15 protein-coding genes are annotated in these 16392 nt (G+C 68.6%); 10 read left to right on the top strand and 5 right to left on the bottom strand.

From position 1 onward, the window contains the following. Positions 1-3 precede the first annotated feature (3 nt). The 5 genes from VG543_RS06000 to VG543_RS05980 all read right to left on the bottom strand — a co-directional run bounded on the left by VG543_RS06000 (position 4) and on the right by VG543_RS05980 (position 4068). A complete protein-coding gene (locus VG543_RS06000) occupies positions 4-339 on the bottom strand; it encodes a tetratricopeptide repeat protein (protein ID WP_134735564.1) in 336 nt (111 codons plus the stop codon). Beyond that, positions 336-914 (bottom strand): flavin reductase family protein, encoded by a 579-nt coding sequence (locus VG543_RS05995; protein ID WP_164144729.1) that lies wholly within the window; start codon positions 912-914, stop codon positions 336-338. The genes VG543_RS06000 and VG543_RS05995 overlap by 4 nt, the downstream gene beginning before the upstream one ends. Beyond that, positions 911-1540 carry a superoxide dismutase gene (locus VG543_RS05990; RefSeq protein WP_049480884.1) on the bottom strand — a complete coding sequence of 210 codons (630 nt, stop codon included), beginning with the start codon at positions 1538-1540 and terminating at the stop codon, positions 911-913. The genes VG543_RS05995 and VG543_RS05990 overlap by 4 nt, the downstream gene beginning before the upstream one ends. A gap of 438 nt (positions 1541-1978) precedes the next feature. Next, positions 1979-3499, bottom strand: a complete 1521-nt coding sequence (locus VG543_RS05985; protein WP_423178083.1) for a thioredoxin family protein — start codon at positions 3497-3499, stop codon at positions 1979-1981. 119 nt (positions 3500-3618) lie between these two features. After that, complete coding sequence (locus VG543_RS05980) at positions 3619-4068, bottom strand: GNAT family N-acetyltransferase (RefSeq protein WP_111098083.1); 450 nt, start codon at positions 4066-4068, stop codon at positions 3619-3621. Between the two features lie 66 nt (positions 4069-4134). On the opposite strand from VG543_RS05980, the gene VG543_RS05975 reads away from it, so the two are divergent. The 10 genes from VG543_RS05975 to VG543_RS05930 all read left to right on the top strand — a co-directional run bounded on the left by VG543_RS05975 (position 4135) and on the right by VG543_RS05930 (position 15858). Next, entirely contained in the window at positions 4135-5070 is a 936-nt protein-coding gene (locus tag VG543_RS05975; protein ID WP_332328821.1) for a TIGR03571 family LLM class oxidoreductase, read from the top strand. A 145-nt stretch (positions 5071-5215) separates the two neighbouring features. Continuing rightward, complete coding sequence (locus tag VG543_RS05970; protein ID WP_329842248.1) at positions 5216-5527, top strand: DUF3817 domain-containing protein; 312 nt, start codon at positions 5216-5218, stop codon at positions 5525-5527. A gap of 154 nt (positions 5528-5681) precedes the next feature. Continuing rightward, positions 5682-6878: an MFS transporter gene (locus VG543_RS05965; RefSeq protein ID WP_423178080.1), complete on the top strand. Its 1197-nt coding sequence runs from the start codon at positions 5682-5684 to the stop codon at positions 6876-6878. Beyond that, entirely contained in the window at positions 6875-8068 is a 1194-nt protein-coding gene (locus VG543_RS05960) for an isochorismate synthase (RefSeq protein ID WP_423178079.1), read from the top strand. The genes VG543_RS05965 and VG543_RS05960 overlap by 4 nt, the downstream gene beginning before the upstream one ends. Next, positions 8065-9717, top strand: a complete 1653-nt coding sequence (locus VG543_RS05955) for a (2,3-dihydroxybenzoyl)adenylate synthase (RefSeq protein ID WP_423178077.1) — start codon at positions 8065-8067, stop codon at positions 9715-9717. The genes VG543_RS05960 and VG543_RS05955 overlap by 4 nt, the downstream gene beginning before the upstream one ends. Beyond that, positions 9717-10349, top strand: coding sequence for an isochorismatase family protein (locus tag VG543_RS05950; protein WP_423178075.1), 633 nt, complete (start codon positions 9717-9719; stop codon positions 10347-10349). The genes VG543_RS05955 and VG543_RS05950 overlap by 1 nt, the downstream gene beginning before the upstream one ends. Beyond that, positions 10349-10606, top strand: a complete 258-nt coding sequence (locus VG543_RS05945; protein ID WP_019659922.1) for a phosphopantetheine-binding protein — start codon at positions 10349-10351, stop codon at positions 10604-10606. Before VG543_RS05950 ends, VG543_RS05945 begins: the two co-directional genes overlap by 1 nt. After that, positions 10603-14493 carry an enterobactin synthase subunit F gene (locus VG543_RS05940; RefSeq protein ID WP_423178074.1) on the top strand — a complete coding sequence of 1297 codons (3891 nt, stop codon included), beginning with the start codon at positions 10603-10605 and terminating at the stop codon, positions 14491-14493. The genes VG543_RS05945 and VG543_RS05940 overlap by 4 nt, the downstream gene beginning before the upstream one ends. Then, positions 14484-15242 carry a 2,3-dihydro-2,3-dihydroxybenzoate dehydrogenase gene (locus tag VG543_RS05935; RefSeq protein ID WP_423178073.1) on the top strand — a complete coding sequence of 253 codons (759 nt, stop codon included), beginning with the start codon at positions 14484-14486 and terminating at the stop codon, positions 15240-15242. The genes VG543_RS05940 and VG543_RS05935 overlap by 10 nt, the downstream gene beginning before the upstream one ends. A gap of 169 nt (positions 15243-15411) precedes the next feature. After that, entirely contained in the window at positions 15412-15858 is a 447-nt protein-coding gene (locus VG543_RS05930) for an REP-associated tyrosine transposase (protein WP_423178071.1), read from the top strand. Positions 15859-16392: the final 534 nt, after the last annotated feature.

Below are 16392 nucleotides of genomic sequence, written 5' to 3'. Positions count from 1 at the left end.
GACTCAGCCCGCTTTCGCCAGGTCCGCCTGCTCGCGGTCCAGGCGACGCAGGAACACCTGCATTTCCTTGCGTGCCTGCTGGTCGCCCTTGCTGCCGGCCACGCTCAAGCCGCGCCGCCATGCTTCGCGCGCCGCCTGCGGCTGGCCACTGGCCAGCCAGGCTTTGCCCAGCAGCTTCCACGCCGCGGAGTACTGCGGATCAAGCACCACGCACCGGCCCAGATGGGTGGCCGCGCGCACAGGGTTGCCGGCATCCAGCCAGCCCTTGCCCAGGCCGAAGCGCAGCAGCGCGCCGTCCTTGCCGGCGGCGAGCATGCATTCCAAGGCTTCGATGTTCATCCGCGCACCTCCACCAGCAGTTCGGTGGGGCCGGGCTGGAAGCGGCCACGATGGAACAGCAGCGGCGCGCCGCCGTTCTCGTGCACTTCGATGATGCGGCCAGCCAGCAGCAGATGATCACCCACCGGCCACTGTGCGTGGCGGGTACAGGTGAGGTGGGCGACCGCACCGGCGATGCGTGGTGGGGCATCCTCGTCATCATCCAGCAATGCCAGGCCGTCGAAGCGGTTGCGTACCTGCGGATCGGCAAAGCGCCGCGCCAGTGCTTCCTGGTCGGCCGCCAGCACGCTGATCGCAAAGCGGGTGGCGCGCTGGAAGGTGGACAGGCTCTGCGCGTGCAACGCCAGGTTCCACAGCACCAGCGGCGGCTGCAATGACACCGGCACGAACGAATTGATGGTCAGGCCGATGGGTTTGCCCTGCGCATCGCGGGTGCAGACGATGGCCACGCCGGTAGGAAAGTGGCCGAGCAGCCGCCGCAGGGCCCGCGGCGGCATCTCGACCGACGGCACCGGGGCCGGGGAGGGGAAGACCCCCGCCCACGGCCCGGCGTACGGCAGTGTCTCGCCGCTCATGAGGCCCTGGCCTGGCGGTAGCGCCGGCCGACCTCGGCCCAGTTGATGATGTTGAAGAACGCACCGATGTAGTCCGGGCGACGGTTCTGGTAGTGCAGGTAGTAGGCGTGTTCCCAGACATCCAGTGCGAGGATCGGGGTGTTGCCGGACAGGCCCACGGCTGCACCCATCAGCGGGCTGTCCTGGTTGGCGCTGCTTTCCACCTGCAGGCGGCCATCGCGATCGCTGGTCAGCCAGGCCCAGCCGCTGCCGAAGCGGGTCTGCGCCGCCTTGGTGAAGGCCTCCTTGAAAGCATCGAAACCGCCGAGGTCACGGTCGATGGCGGCGGCCAGTTCGTCATCGGGTGCACCACCGTTGGTGCTGAGCACGGTCCAGAACAGGCTGTGGTTGGCGTGGCCGCCGCCGTTGTTGCGGATGGCGCCGCGCTGCGCCTCGGGCACGGCATCGAGGTTGGCGATCAGCGCCTCGACCGGCTGCTCGGCGATGCCGGCCTGCTCGATGGCGGCGTTGAGGTTGTTGACGTAGGCCTGGTGGTGCTTGCTGTGGTGGATCTCCATCGTGCGCGCATCGAAATGCGGCTCAAGGGCGTCGTAGGCGTAGGGGAGCGGGGGAAGCGAGTACGACATCGAAGCAATCTCCGTGGGGAAGGCCAGAGGGCTGGCCGTGGGGAGACTGTTATCGCACCTCAACATTGGTTGAGGTCAAGGGGCGGGATTGAGGTGCGTGCGCGTTCATCGCTTTGATTCTTCCTGCAGGACAGCACGAGCGAAATGGTAGTGCCGGCCGCTGGCCGGCATGCCGGCAAGGTCGGGTTGCCGGCCAGCGGCCGGCACTACCAGAACCCGCTTTTCGAACCTCACCGGCGCGCTGAAGTGCTGCCCGCGCTCGCAGGAAACGGTCCGGTGGCGGGGGGAGGGGCTGGCCGGGACCGTCGGCGCCATGGATGGCGCCATCGAGCCCCCAAGGATGGGTTTACGGCGTGTCCCGGCCAGCCCCTTCCCCCGCCACAACCGGTATCAACAAAGGCGCCGGCAGGCGAACCAGCCGCCGGCGTTTTCATCAACTCAACTCAACCAATCCTTGCAGGCGCCATCCACCTGCTCCCCGCACGCCTGCTGCATCCGCTGCTGCAACCGCGCCAGCGTCTCCGCGCCCTGGTGCTTGCCGCTCCACGTCTTCAACTGTCCTGCCAGGCGTTCGAAACGCTGGCGGGTACGCTGGTGGTAACCGGAAGGCTGCGCTTCCAGTTCGGCGATCAGCGAGGCGGTGGCCTGCTCGATGCGTGGTGCGTCGTCCGGCGCCAGCTTCAGCAGGCCCTCCACGTACAGCACGCCCCACTGCACGCGGGTGGCCGGGCCCTGCGCACCGTCGTAGGCACGCTTCAACCACTCCAGCGCACCGGCGGTGTCGCCGCGCTGCTCGGCCAGTTCGGCCAGCTCGGGCATGTAGTAGTACGGCTGTTCGCTGCGCTTCAGTTCCGCCAGCAACAGCGACTCGGCGCCTGCGTCGTCGCCGACCTGGCGTAGTGCGTAGACCGCGCTGCTGATCGTGGCCTGGCGCGCATGCGCATCGGTGGCGGCAGCGTCGGCAGCAGCCACGCGCTGCTTGACCCGATCAACCAGGGCCGCGGGCAATGCGCCCTTCGGCTGCTGCTGGCGGGCCAGCGACACTTCGGTCAACGCACGCGACAATGCGTCGTCGGCGCGGTCGCCGCGCTCGGCGTCTGCCCGCTCCAATGCCACCAGCAGCTGCTGTCCCAGCGTGTTGCTGGTGGCCGGCCCGGCACTGGCCTGCTTGACCAGCTGCACGCCTGCATAGCCCAGCAACTCACGGTTGCGGCGGACTTCGGCGGGCTGCGCCAGCACCGCCTGCAGCAGCTCGCGTACTTCGGTGGGCGAGGCATCGGGCTTTTCGGCCGTTGCCAAGGCCAGCAGGGCGAAGCGGCGCTGCAGGGCGGCATCCGGTGCGGCCTTGGACAACTGGTGCAGCACATCCTCGCTGCTGCGCTCGCCGGCCAGGCGGTTGGCGTCGACTTCCCAGCCGTAGTCGCCCAGCACCTGCCAGTCTTCTGCGGCCAGTCGGTCCGGCGTGGCCAGTGCCGTTGCCAGGGTGGCGGCGATGGCGCTGCGGCGCCCGGCCGCGACGGTCAGCGCACGGGTCAATTCGGCCGCGTCGTTGCCGCCGGCCACGCGGGTCAGTTCATTGCGCTGTGGGTCCAGCACGATCAGGGTGGGATAGCCGCGTACGCCGAAGCGTTCGCCCCAGGCCTGCGCACCTTCCTCGTCGCCATCCAAGTAGACGGGAACGAATTTGCTGGTCAGCGCGATGAAGGCCGGGTCCTTGAACAGGCCCGCCTTGAGCTGGTTGCACGGTGGGCACCAGACGGCGCCCCAGTACAGCAGCACCGGCTTGCCGCTGTCGGCGGCCTCGGCGAAGGCATCATCGACATCGCCCTGGCGCCAGGCGATTGCCTTGGCCGGCGCGGGCACCTCGGCGGAGTTGGCGATGGACACCGGGGCCGGGGTGCAGGCGCTCAGCGCCGAAGCCAGCAGCAACATAGAAAGCGCGACGCGCATCGGCAGCATCTCGAAGGGCAGGGTGACAGGCCATTGTAGGAACGGCCGGGGAGCCTGCTGATTCAGTTTGCTTATGACGGGCGTGCCGCAGGGCATGACGCCCGCCGGGCATTGGCCGGCGGATGCCTTCAGGCCGCTGCCCGCACCATCTGCTGATACACCAGCCCATTGAACTCGCCGACGTCGCCGTCCAGCACGAAGCCATAGCGCAGGTAGGTTGGCACTGCATTGAGTGAGGCGCGCACGGTCAGGACCGGCTCGCGCACCTGCGGGAGCACCGCGTCGAACAAAGCATGGCCGATGCCTTGGCCCTGGTAACTGGGATCGACGAACAGCATCGCCAGGTGCCGGCCTTCCTTCAGTTCGATCACGCCGACGACGCGGCCGTCCTGCTCGGCCACCAGGATGTGGTTGTCGCCGTGTAGGCGCGCGCCGAACGCTTCGGCCGCGGCGACGCTGCCGAAGGTGGCGATGCCGGCCGCGCTTAGCGAAGGTGCGACCGCCGCAGTGAAGGCAGCCAGGCACACCGTGCTGATCGCGGGCAGGTCATCGACGTGGGCGGGGCGGATCGTCGGCATGCAGTGTTCTTCCGGTGGTGGGCGGCGCGTCATTGTTGCCGCAGGCCTTCACGCTAAGCTGGCGGCATGAGTGATTTCAATCCCGCGTACGCTGCCTTGTTTCCGCAGCAGGGTCTGAGCCTGGGCCTGATGACGCCCGTGGCGTCGCATGGGTTGGCCGATCCGCGTGAGGCGCGACGTATCGCGCGACTGGCCGATGACCTGGGCTTTGCCGCGTTGTGGACGCGCGACGTGCCGCTGATGGTGCCGCAGGGTCCGGACGCGACAACGAGCGCGTTGGACGACCCGTTCCTGTGGCTGGGCATGCTGGCTGCGGCGACCGAGCGCATCGTGGTCGGCAGCGCGGCCATCGTGCTGCCATTGCGCCATCCGCTGCAGGTGGCGAAGTCGGCCTTGAGCCTGGACCGGATCAGCGACGGCCGCTTCGTGCTGGGCCTCGGGTCTGGCGATCGGCCGGAAGAGTTCGCGGCATTCGGCGAATACCTGGAGGGCAGGGCGGCGACGTTCCGTGAGCGCTGGACCTTGTTGCGCGCGGCGTTGTCACCGGAGGCTGAAGAAAGGGTCGCGGTAGTGCAAGCCACCGGTGGCTTCGACGTACTGCCGGCCCCGGCCACGCGCATTCCGATGCTGGTGGTGGGCACTGCGCGGCAGAGCCTGCAGTGGATCGCACGCGAAGCCGAAGGCTGGGCCACCTATCACCGCGAAGAGGCCGCGCAGGAAGGGCGCATCGGCCTGTGGCAGCAGGCGCTGGTGCAGCGCGGTGGGCCGGGCAAGCCATTCGTGCAGTCGATGCTGCTGGATCTGCAGGCAGATCCGCAGGCGCCAGCCGAGCCGCTGCCGCTGGGCCTGAAGGTCGGCCGCGATGGCCTGCGTGACTACCTGCTGCGCGTGCATGCGCAGGGCGTGGGGCACGTGATGTTCAACCTGGTCGACAACGGGAGGCCGATGGACGCGGTGATGCGCGAAATTGGAGAGCAGGTGCTGCCGGATGTGCTTCGGTAGGTGTCCACCTTGGTGGACACGCCGTGTTGCTGATGACGGTGCGCCCGCCGGGCATGGCCCGGCGCTACCTGCCGAGGCGTGCATCTGCGTATCATTCGCATTTGATACCCCGATGCCGGAGCCCCGCGTGACCCAACGTTCCCCCATGCACCCGACCGGACGCCTGTTCGCCGCGGTCGCTTTCATCGAGGCCGTGACCTGGGCCGGCCTGCTCATCGGCATGTGGATGAAGTACGGCCCGATGGCCAACGTGGCCCTGGTGAAGCTGTTCGGACCCCTGCACGGCGTGGCCTTCCTGCTCTATGTGGCGGTGACGCTGTTCGCGGCGCTGCGCCTGCGCTGGCCGTGGTGGGCCAGTGCGCTGGCGCTACTGGCAGCCATCCCGCCGCTGGTGACGCTGCCATTGGAATGGTGGTTCAAGCGCCGTGGCCTGTTGGGCCTGCGCGCAATGCGCTGAACCCACTGTTGCATGCCCATTCAAGAGAATGGGTATCAAATGCAAATACGAGCCGTTATCATTTGAGGGTAGTATCCGGTCCTGAGTGGGGCGGGTGCCGGGCGGGGCGTGCAGACGCGCCCGGCCAATCCTTTCCTGTTACGGCTGGTGTTCCATGCACGCACGTCCCGTCGTTCCCGGCTTGCCGGCGCTGGTATTGGCCGCCCTGATCGGCACCATGGCGATGATGTCCTTCGTCGCCGTGATCGGTCCGGTGGTCCGCATGCTCGGGCTGTCCGAGTGGCATGCCGGCCTGTCGGTTACCGCCGCAGGCGTGTTGTGGATGCTGGCTGCGCGCCCGTGGGGCCAGCTCAGCGACCGCATCGGCCGCAAGCGCGTGTTGATGCTGGCGATGACTGCCTACACCGTCGTCTATATCGCGCTGGCGGTGTTCATCGATGTCGCCCTGCAGGCAGTGCCGCCGGTGCTGGTGTCAGTGCTGGTGCTGGTCGGTGCGCGTGGCCTGATCGGCCTGTTCTACGCGGCTGTGCCTCCTACCGCAGCGGCGCTGATCGCCGACAAGGCACCCACCGGACAGCGTGCAAAATTCCTCGCCCGCCTGGGCAGTGCCAACGCGCTGGGCATGGTGCTCGGCCCGGCCGCCGCGGGCTGGCTGGCCTATACGAACCTGTCGCTGGCGCTGTATGTGGCCGCCCTGCTGCCATCGGTGGCGTTGGCGCTGCTGGCCTGGCGACTGCCGGCGACGCCCCCGGTGGCCGCTGGCAACGCACAGCGTCGCGCGCCGATGAGCCGCCTCGACCAGCGCCTGCGCCTGCCACAGCTGGCCGCGTTCATCGCGATGGTCTCGGTAACCATCGCGCAGGTCACGGTGGGCTTCTTTGCGATTGATCGCCTGGGCCTGGATGCAGCGGCGGGCGCGCGGATGGCCGGCATTGCACTCACCGCCGTTGGCGTCGGCCTGATCCTGGCGCAGGCGCTGGTGATGAAGCTGGAGGCACATCCACGTCGCTGGATCGTCCTCGGCGCCCTGATTTCCGGCATTGGCTTTGCCTCGGTGGCGGGCGTGCAGCAGGCCTGGCAATTGCCTGCGGCGTATGCGCTGGCTGCGTTCGGCATGGGCTTCGTATTCCCCTCGTTCCAGGCGCTGGCCGCCGACGCGGTGGAGGCGCACGAGCAGGGCGCCGCCGCAGGCACCGTGGCGGCCGCGCAGGGGCTGGGCATGGTGGCCGGGCCGATGCTCGGCACGCTGTTGTATCGCGGCGGGCCAAGCCTGCCTTACCTGCTGGTGGGCGCGCTGCTGCTGTTGCTGTGCCCGCTGGCCGCAGCGCATCGGATGAAGGAGACCCCATGAACGATTCCCTGATGCAGAGCGCGTGGCCGGAGGCTGCGCCAGCACCACAGCAGAGCACCGACGACGCGTCGCTGTTCCTGCTGCGGCATGCCGGCCAGCACGTGCACGCCCGCGGTTGCCGCGCCACGTTGCCAGCCGGTGTACTGGCGACGTTGGCAGAACGCGTTTCGGAGTTCTTTGCCCAGCAGCGTGGCGGCCCGGGCCTGCTGGTTGGCGCGGTGCCGTTCGAGCCGCGTGCCGACGATGCGCTGTACCAGCCCGAGCGCCTGCTGCCGGTGCTGGCACTGCAGCCGCAGGCCGCACCGCCGCTGGACGGCGCCCTGCGTGCCGAACCTGTGCCGCAGGACTATGCCGCTGCAGTCGCTGCGGCAGTGCAGGCCTTGCGTGCGCCCGAGCAGAACCTGCATAAGGTGGTGCTGGCGCGCAGCCTGCTGGCACGCACCCGCCAGGTGCTTTCTCCGGACGTGCTGCTGGCACGTTTGGGCGCGGATCCGTCGGTGGCGACCTACGCGGTGCCGCTTCCGGTGGAGCTGGGCCAGGCGCCGGCCTGGCTGGTGGGCGCGACGCCGGAACTGCTGCTGCGCAAGCGCGGCGCCGAACTGTTGTCGCATCCGTTGGCGGGTTCCGCGCGGCGCAGTGCCGATGCCGCCGAGGACGAGCATGCGGCGCAGGCGCTGCTGGCCTCGACCAAGGACCACGACGAGCACCGCCACGTGGTCGAGGCCATCGTCCAGGGCCTGGCACCGTACTGCAGCCACATCGATGCGCAGCCGCGCCCGGCGCTGCATGCCACCGCCAGCATGTGGCACTTGGGCACCCGCATCCACGCCACGCTGAAGGATCCGCAGACGTCAGCCGCCGAACTGCTGGCGCAGCTGCACCCTACGCCGGCGGTCTGCGGTACGCCGCGGTTGGCGGCGCTGCAGCGCATCCGCGAGCTGGAACCGGTGCCGCGTGGCTTCTATGCCGGCGCCGTGGGTTGGTTGGACGCGCAGGGTGACGGCGACTGGTACGTGGCGATCCGCTGCGCGCGCCTGCAGGGCACGCAGCTGCGCCTGTATGCCGGTGCCGGCATCGTCGCCGAGTCACACCCCGAGGCCGAGGTGGCCGAAACCGCAGCGAAGTTCGCTGCCCTGTTGAACGCGCTGGGTGTCCATGAATCCGCGCCCGCCATCGAGCCTGCCGCATGAGTACCTCCACTGACGCTTCCCGCCTGCCGCTGCAGCAGGTGTGGCCCGACACGCTGGTGGCGCGCTATCGCGAAGCCGGTCACTGGCGTGGCGAGACCTTCCCGGGTTTCCTGCGCGAGCGTGCAGAACGCTATGCCGATGACATCGCGGTGGTCGCCGGCGACGTACGCCTGAGCTATGCGCAGCTGTGGCATGAGGCAGGCCGCATCGGTGCGGGCCTGCTGGCGCTCGGCCTGCAACCTGGCGAACGGGTGCTGGTGCAGCTGGGCAATACCGCCGGGTTCATCGCCACGGTCTGCGGCCTGTTCCGCGCCGGCCTGGTGCCGATGTATGCGTTGCCGGCGCACCGCATCACCGAGCTGGTCCACTTCGCCAACAAGGCGGAAGCCAGTGCCTACATCACCACCACACTGCACGATGGCTTCGATCATCGCGGGTTGGCAAGGGCGCTGCAGGCCGAAGTGCCGGCGGTTCGCCATGTGGTGATCGACGGCGATGCGGCGGAGTTCATCGCGCTGGAGGCACTGCAGGGCGATCGCAGCCAGCTGCCGTCCGATCCGGACCCGCAGTCGGTGGCGTTCCTGCAGATTTCCGGAGGCAGCACTGGGCTGTCCAAGCTGATTCCACGCACGCACGACGACTACATCTATTCGTTCCGTGCCAGCAATCAAATCTGCGGCATCGACCGCGACAGCGTCTATCTGGTCGCGCTGCCGGCCGCGCACAATTTCCCGATGAGCTCGCCCGGTTTCTTCGGCGCGTTGTACGCCGGCGCCCGCGTGGTGCTCAGCCCGGGCCCCGGCCCGGATGCGGCCTTCCCGCTGATCGCACGGGAGCGGGTGACCTGCTGTGGGCTGGTGCCGCCGCTGGCGTTGCTGTGGGCGCAGGCCGCCGCCACCAGCAGGCATGACCTGTCCAGCCTGCGGGTACTGCAGGTGGGCGGCGCCAAACTGGTGCCGGAAGCCGCACGACGGGTGATCGACGGCCTTGGCTGCACGCTGCAGCAGGTGTTCGGCATGGCCGAAGGCCTGGTCAACTACACACGGCTGGATGACCCGGAGGAACTGATCGTCGCCTGCCAGGGCCGGCCGATCAGTCCGGATGATGAAGTGCGCGTGGTCGATGATCACGACCAGCCGGTGGCCGAAGGCGAGGTAGGGCATCTGCTCACCCGTGGCCCGTACACCATCCGCGGCTACCACAACGATGCGGTGGCCAATGCGCGCTCGTTCACCGACGACGGCTTCTATCGTACCGGCGACCGTGTGCAGCAGCTGCCCGGTGGCTACCTGGTGGTACAGGGGCGTGCGGGTGACCACATCAACCGGGCGGGCGAGAAGATCTCTGCCGAAGAGATCGAGGATCACTTGCTGGCACATCCGGGCGTGTTCGATGCGGCCGTGGTCTCCATTCCCGACGAGTACCTGGGCGAGCGCAGCTGCGCCTTTGTGATCCCGCAAGGCGAACCGTTCAAGGCGCCGGCACTGAAGGCCTGGATGCGCGGGCGCGGCCTGGCTGCGTTCAAGGTGCCCGACCAGGTCGTGTTCGTCGACCGCTTCGATACCACCGCGGTCGGCAAGGTCAGCCGCCGCGAACTGCGCGCGCAGCTGCGTGCGCGTCATCTGCAACAGACAGGAGGAGCGCGCTGATGGCGCTGCCCCGTATCACCGACTACCCCTTGCCGACCGCGGCTGAGCTACCGCAGGCGCGCGGACCGTGGCGTCCCCGGCGCGATCGTGTCGCGCTGCTGGTGCACGACATGCAGCGTTATTTCCTGGCCGCATTCGACGCCGGCAATGCACCGCTGCGGCCGGCCGTGGACAACATCGCACGCCTGCTGGCGCATTGCCGCGCGCACGGCATTCCGGTGTTCTACACCGCGCAGCATGGTGACCAGGACCGTCGCGACCGTGGCCTTCAGGCTGACCTGTGGGGACCGGGCATGCGCCGCAGCGCCGACCATGAACCGATCATCGAGGCGCTGGCACCGCACCCGGGCGAGCACGTGCTGGTGAAGCACCGCTACAGCGCATTCCAGCGCAGCAACCTGGAGACGCTGATGCGGGTGCGTGGACGCGACCAGTTGCTGGTGACCGGCGTGTACGCCCATATCGGCTGCACCGCGACCGTCGTCGAGGCCTTCCAGCGTGACATCGAGGCCTTCATCGCCGCCGATGCGGTGGCGGACTTCTCGCGTGCCGATCACGATCAGGCGCTGCACTGGATCGCGCGCACCTGTGGTGTGCCGATGACCACCGATCAGCTGCTGGAGGTGCTGTGATGGCTGCCATGGGTGAGGCGCTGGATCTGGAGCGGATGCGCGCCGACGTAGCGCGCGTGCTGGAGTGCACGCCGGCCGAGATCGGTGACGACGACAACCTGATCGACCTGGACCTGGATTCAATGCGCATGCTCGGCCTGGTCCTGGCCTGGGGCAACACTGGCCTTCCGCTGGAGTTCTCGCAGCTGGCCGAGCACACCACGCTGCGTCAGTGGTGGGGTGTGGTGCAGCAACTGCAGGCCGCGCAGAACGCATGAACACCGCAGCGCTGGCCACGCCGGTGGCGTTGACCGAGGCCCAGGCCGGGCTGTGGTTTGCACAGCGGCTGGCACCGGACAATCCGTCATTCAATACCGCGCACGCGGTATGGATCGACGGCCCGCTGGACGTGGCCGCATTTGTCGCAGCGGCAGACCAGGCTGCGCGCGAGGCCGAGGCCTTCGCATTGCGCTTTGCCGAAGGGGCCGATGGCCAGCCGTTGCAGTGGCATGACCCCGCACACGTGCCGTTGCTTTCGGTGCGTGATGTGTCCACCGAGACGGATCCCGCCTCTGCGGCACGCAACCTGATGCACGCCGACCGGCTGAGCCCGGTCGATCCCACCCGCGACCGGATCAGCCAGCAGGTGCTGCTTGAACTGGGCGGGCAGCGTTGGGTCTGGTACCTGCGCGTGCATCACCTGGCGGCCGATGGTTACGGCATGGCGCTGTTCACTGATCGCGTGTGCGCGTTGTATGCCGGTCGTACCGGTGAGCCACTGCCGGGGCTGACTGGCGTGCTGGCCGATGATGCCGCCTATCGTACCGACCCGCGCCGCACGCAGGCCGGGCAGTGGTGGCGCGAGCACATGCAGGGGGCACCGGCGGGCGTCGGCCTGGCCGGTACGCTCGCGGCCAGTGACGACGCGCTGCGCTGGGTGCAGCCGCTCGATGCGGCATTCCGTGAGCAGTTGCTGCAGGCATCGGTACGTTGGTTGCAGCCCTGGCCGGACGTGCTGGCCGCGTTGTCGGCCGAGTACCTGCGGCGGATGAGCGCGGCCGATGAAGTGGTGCTGGGCGTGCCCTACATGGGCCGGCTTGGCAACGCGTCGGCACGGGTACCGGCGATGGTGATGAATGTGTTGCCGCTGCGCGTGGCCGCCGGCGAGGGCAGCGTCGAAACCTTTACCCGCAGCTTGGGCCGGCAGCTCAGCCAAGGGCGCAAGCACGGCCGTTACCGAGGCGAGCAACTGCGCCGGGATCTGGGCCTGGTGGGCGCGCAGCAGCGCCTGCACGGTCCCATGGTGAATGTGCAGCCGTTCTACAAGCCGCTGGCGCTGACGGGCGTGCAGGCGACGCTGGAGGTGCTGTGCACCGGGCCGGTGGATGACCTGACGCTGGGCTTCCGTGGCGATGGCCAGCGTCTGCTGGATCTGGAGATCGAGGCCAATCCCGCGCTGTACAGTCGCGAGGATGTCGAGGCACACGCGGCACGGTTGCTGCATTTCGTGTCGGCGGCACTGCAGGCTGACGATATCGCGGCCGTACCTCTGGCGACGACCGACGAGGTGCAGCAGGTGCTGCACGGTTTCAATGCCACCGCGCACGCCCTGCCGGAGACGACCCTGGTCGAGCTGCTGCAGCAGGGCATGGATCGGGACCCGCACGCGCCGGCACTGGTGTTCGGCGACACTACGCTGGACTACGTAACGCTGGAAGCGCGCAGTTTCGCGCTGGCGGCACAGCTGCGGGCGATGGATGTCGGCCCGGGCAGCGTGGTGGCGGTGGCATTGCCGCGCTCGCTGGAGCTGGTGATCGCGCTGCTGGCGGTGCTGCGTGCCGGAGCCGCCTACCTGCCGTTGGACCTTGCTCATCCGGACGAGCGCCTGGCGCGTATTCTCGCGTCGGCACAGCCGGTGTGCGTAATGGCTGCGTCCGAGGTTTCGGCGCGCATGGCCGGCGTACCGGTGCTCACGCCGGAGCAGTGGACCGCGCTGAGCTTCGCCGCGCCGTGGGCCGATCCGGCGCCCAGCGATGCGGCCTATGTGATCTACACCTCCGGTTCGACCGGCGAGCCGAAGGGCGTGGTCATCGAACATCGTGCCATCGTCAACCGCCTGCTGTGGATGCGCGAGCACTACGGCATTCGCGCCGATGACCGCGTGCTGCAGAAGACCCCGGCAACCTTCGATGTGTCGGTCTGGGAGTTCTTCCTGCCGTTGCTGTGCGGAGCAACGCTGGTGATTGCCGGGCCCGATGCGCATCGCGACCCCACTGAACTGGCGCGGCTGATCCGCGAGCATGGCATCACCACGGCGCATTTCGTGCCATCGATGTTGGATGCCTTCCTCGCTGCACCGGCCTCCGAAGGGCTGCAGCTGCGACGGGTGTTCACCAGTGGCGAGGCGCTGGATGCTGCGTTGCGCGACCGCTTCCATGCGCGCGTGCACGCTGAACTGCACAACCTGTATGGCCCGACCGAGGCCGCAGTGGATGTAAGCTACTGGCCGGCGTCGGCGCAGGATCGCTCGCGGCCGGTGCCGATCGGGTTCCCGGTCTGGAACACCCGCCTGTACGTGCTGGATGCCCGGATGCAGCCGGTGCCGGTCGGTGTGGCCGGTGACCTTTACCTGGGCGGCGTGCAGTTGGCACGCGGCTATCTTGGTCGCGACGATCTGACCGCCGAGCGCTTTCTTGAAGATCCTTTCCTGGCGGGCGAGCGCATCTACCGTACCGGCGACGTCGCGCGCTGGCGCCACGATGGCGCGGTCGAGTACCTGGGCCGCAGCGACCACCAGGTGAAGCTGCGTGGCCTGCGCATCGAGCTGGGCGAGATCGAGGCGGCACTGCGCGAACTGCCGGGCATGGAGCGTGTGGAAGTGCTGCTGCGCCAGGATGCGCCCGGCGACGCGCGCCTGGTGGCCTATGTGCCCGTGGCCCTTGCCGACGCGGTAGTGCTGCGCAGCCACCTGGCCACGCGCGTGCCGGATTACATGGTGCCCTCGGCGTTTGTCGGCGTGGACCACTGGCCGGTGACCGCCAACGGCAAGCTCGACCGCAACGCGTTGCCGAAGCCCCCGCAGCATGAAGTCGCTGGACTGGCACCACGCACACCGTTGGAACAGGAACTGGCGTTGCTGTTTGCCCAGGCACTGGGGCGTGAAGCGCCGGTAGCGGTAGATGCGGATTTCTTCAGTCTCGGCGGTGACTCGCTGTCGGCGGTGCACCTGCTGCTGGCGGTCGAGCAGCGCTGGCGCTGCGACCTGGGCCTGGGTGCCTTGTTCGCGCAGCCCACCGTGGCCGCGCTGGCGGTTCGCATTGCCGAGCCGCCCGCGCTGGCCGATCACGCACTGGGGCCGGTGATCGCGCTGGCCGCGACTGGCGCTGCCGGGCCCACGCCGCTGTTCGTGCTGCACCCGGCCGGTGGCATCGCCTGGAACTACCGCAGCCTGGCCCGGGCACTGCAACCCGCCCGCCCGGTGTATGGCCTGCAGTCGCCGGCACTGGACGCGCGGTTGCCACTGCCGAGCAGCATCGAGGCGATGGCCAACGACTACGTACAGCGCGTGGTCGCACTGCAGCCGAAGGGGCCGGTGCATCTGCTGGGCTGGTCGGTGGGCGGCATCCTCGCCCAGGCGATGGCGGTGCGCCTGCATGAGATCGGCCGCGGCGTCGGCGAACTGGTGCTGCTGGACGCCTATCCCAGCGAGTGCTGGCGGGCCGAGCCGGAACCGGATGCCATCGCCGCACTGCGGGCACTGCTCGCGATCGCCGGCCACGATCCGGATGCGCATCCGGAACTGGACAGCCGTGAACGCATTCTCGCGTTCCTGCGACGCGGCGGTAGTGCACTGGGCAGCCTGCCGGATATGGTGCTCGATGGCGTGGTGCGCGCGGTGACCGGTACCAATCGGCTGATCCGCGAACACATCCACCAACCGTTCGACGGCACGCTGGTGCACGTCCGCGCGGGCCGGGATCACCAGGCGCGGCCACAGCTGCAGTCGGCGCTGTGGCGGACGCACGCACGCAAGGTGCAGGCGCTGGAACTGCCGTTCCTGCATGCCGAGCTGACCGGCCGCGACGCGGTGGCGCAGCTGGCGCCGTGGTTGTCGGCGCGGTTGCGCCACTGGGACGAGCAACAGGAGATCGCAACATGCAGTTGACCGGCTTTGAAGGTCGCGTGGCACTGGTGACCGGCGCTGCCGGGGGCATCGGCGAGGCACTGGTGCGGCTGTTGGTCGAGGCCGGTTGCATCGTGGTGGCGACTGATCGCGAGGCGCCGCGCGTGGCCGATAGCCGGGTGACGTCGCTCACACTTGATGTAACCAACAGCGCCGCAGTGGACGCCTTGGTGGATCAGGTCGAGTCCAGCATCGGGCCGATCATGCTGGCCGCCAGCGTGGCCGGCGTGCTGCACGTGGGCAGCGTCGCCGAGACCGGCGACGCCGACTGGCGCCGGGTGTTCGCGGTCAACGCCGATGGCGTGTTCCACGTTGGGCGTGCCTTGGCGCGGGTGATGTCGCCGCGCCGGCGGGGCGCGATCGTTACCGTCAGCTCGAATGCGGCCGGCGTCCCGCGGCACGGCATGGCCGCCTATGCGGCATCCAAGGCCGCCGCCACCATGTTCACCCGCTGCCTCGGGCTGGAGCTGGCGCCGTTGGGCATCCGCTGCAACATCGTCGCCCCGGGGTCCACGCTGACCCCGATGCAGACCGGCATGTGGCAGGACGAGCACGGCGCCGAACGGGTGATCGTCGGCAGCCTTGAGACCTACAAGGCCGGCATTCCACTGCGCAAACTCGCTACGCCGGAAGACATCGCGCAGTCGGTGATGTTCCTGCTCTCCGAGCAGGCCGGGCACGTAGCGATGAGCGACCTGTACGTCGACGGCGGCGCGACCCTGCGTGGGTGAGCCCCGACCGCCGCCCGCCGGCAGTGGTAGTGCCGGCCGCTGGCCGGCAATCCATAGCCCCGGTAGTGCCGGCCGCTGGCCGGCAACCTCATTCAACTTCAGACATCTCCCAACCCCCATCGAGGCTTGGCCTGACAGCCAACGCCCAATGATCAACCCACCATGGCGCATGAGCAGCCATCGCCTCCGCCTGGGCCGTCACTCGATCATCGGCCAGGCCTATGTCCTGACAACCACGACCCATCAGCGCCGCAGGCTCTTTGAAAGCGACGCTTCGGCAGCATGTGTAATCGATCAGTTCGATTACATCGAACAGCGCGGGCTCGTACGGTCACAGGCATGGGTTGTCATGCCGGATCACGTCCACTGGATGTTCGAGCTGCGTGCAGCTGACCTTCCCGACATCGCGCGCCGGATGAAATCGTCGAGCGCGCTTGCCCTGAATCGCCTGGCGGGCCGTCGAGGTACGGTGTGGCAGCCCGGCTACTTCGATCATGCAGTAAGGACCGAAGAGTCGCTGGCGCGGCAGGCCCTGTACATCCTGGGGAATCCGGTGCGCGCCGGTCTTGCTGGGCAGATTGGCGAGTATCCGTATGCGTGGTCGGCCTGGGGGTGATGCCGGCCAGCGGCCGGCACTACCACAGCAGAACCGAAGCGCCGCGCAGATCGTGTTCCGGCGCACAGCGCCCGCGATGGTAGTGCCGGCCGCTGGCCGGCAACCGTACGAACCGACGCGGAGACCCGTAGCTGCCGGCCGGCGACCGGCACTACCATTCAGTGTTCAGCGCGGGCATTCGCTGTTCAGCGCCGCTTGCGCGCTTCGGCCGTGGTCAGCCTGGATGTGATGCCGCCGCGCAGATTCCGTTACTGCGCACAGAGCCCCCTCAATGGTAGTGCCGGCCGCTGGCCGGCAACCACATGACCCGCACAGAGATGCGTGGCTGCCGGCCAGCGGCCGGTACTACCAATCAATGGTCAGCGCGGCCATTCGCTGTTCAGCGCCGCTTGCGCGCGCTTCGGCCGTGGTCGGCCTGGATGTGATGCCGGCCAGCGGCCGGCACTACCACAGCGGAACCGAAGCGCCGCGCAGAGTCCGTTCCGGCGCACAGAGCACCGGCGATGGTAGTGCCGGCCGCTGGCCGGCAACCAC

Source organism: Stenotrophomonas sp. CASM101 (assembly GCF_049384845.1).
Lineage (GTDB): Bacteria > Pseudomonadota > Gammaproteobacteria > Xanthomonadales > Xanthomonadaceae > Stenotrophomonas > Stenotrophomonas hibiscicola.
This window is presented reverse-complemented; position numbering and strand designations above follow the sequence as displayed.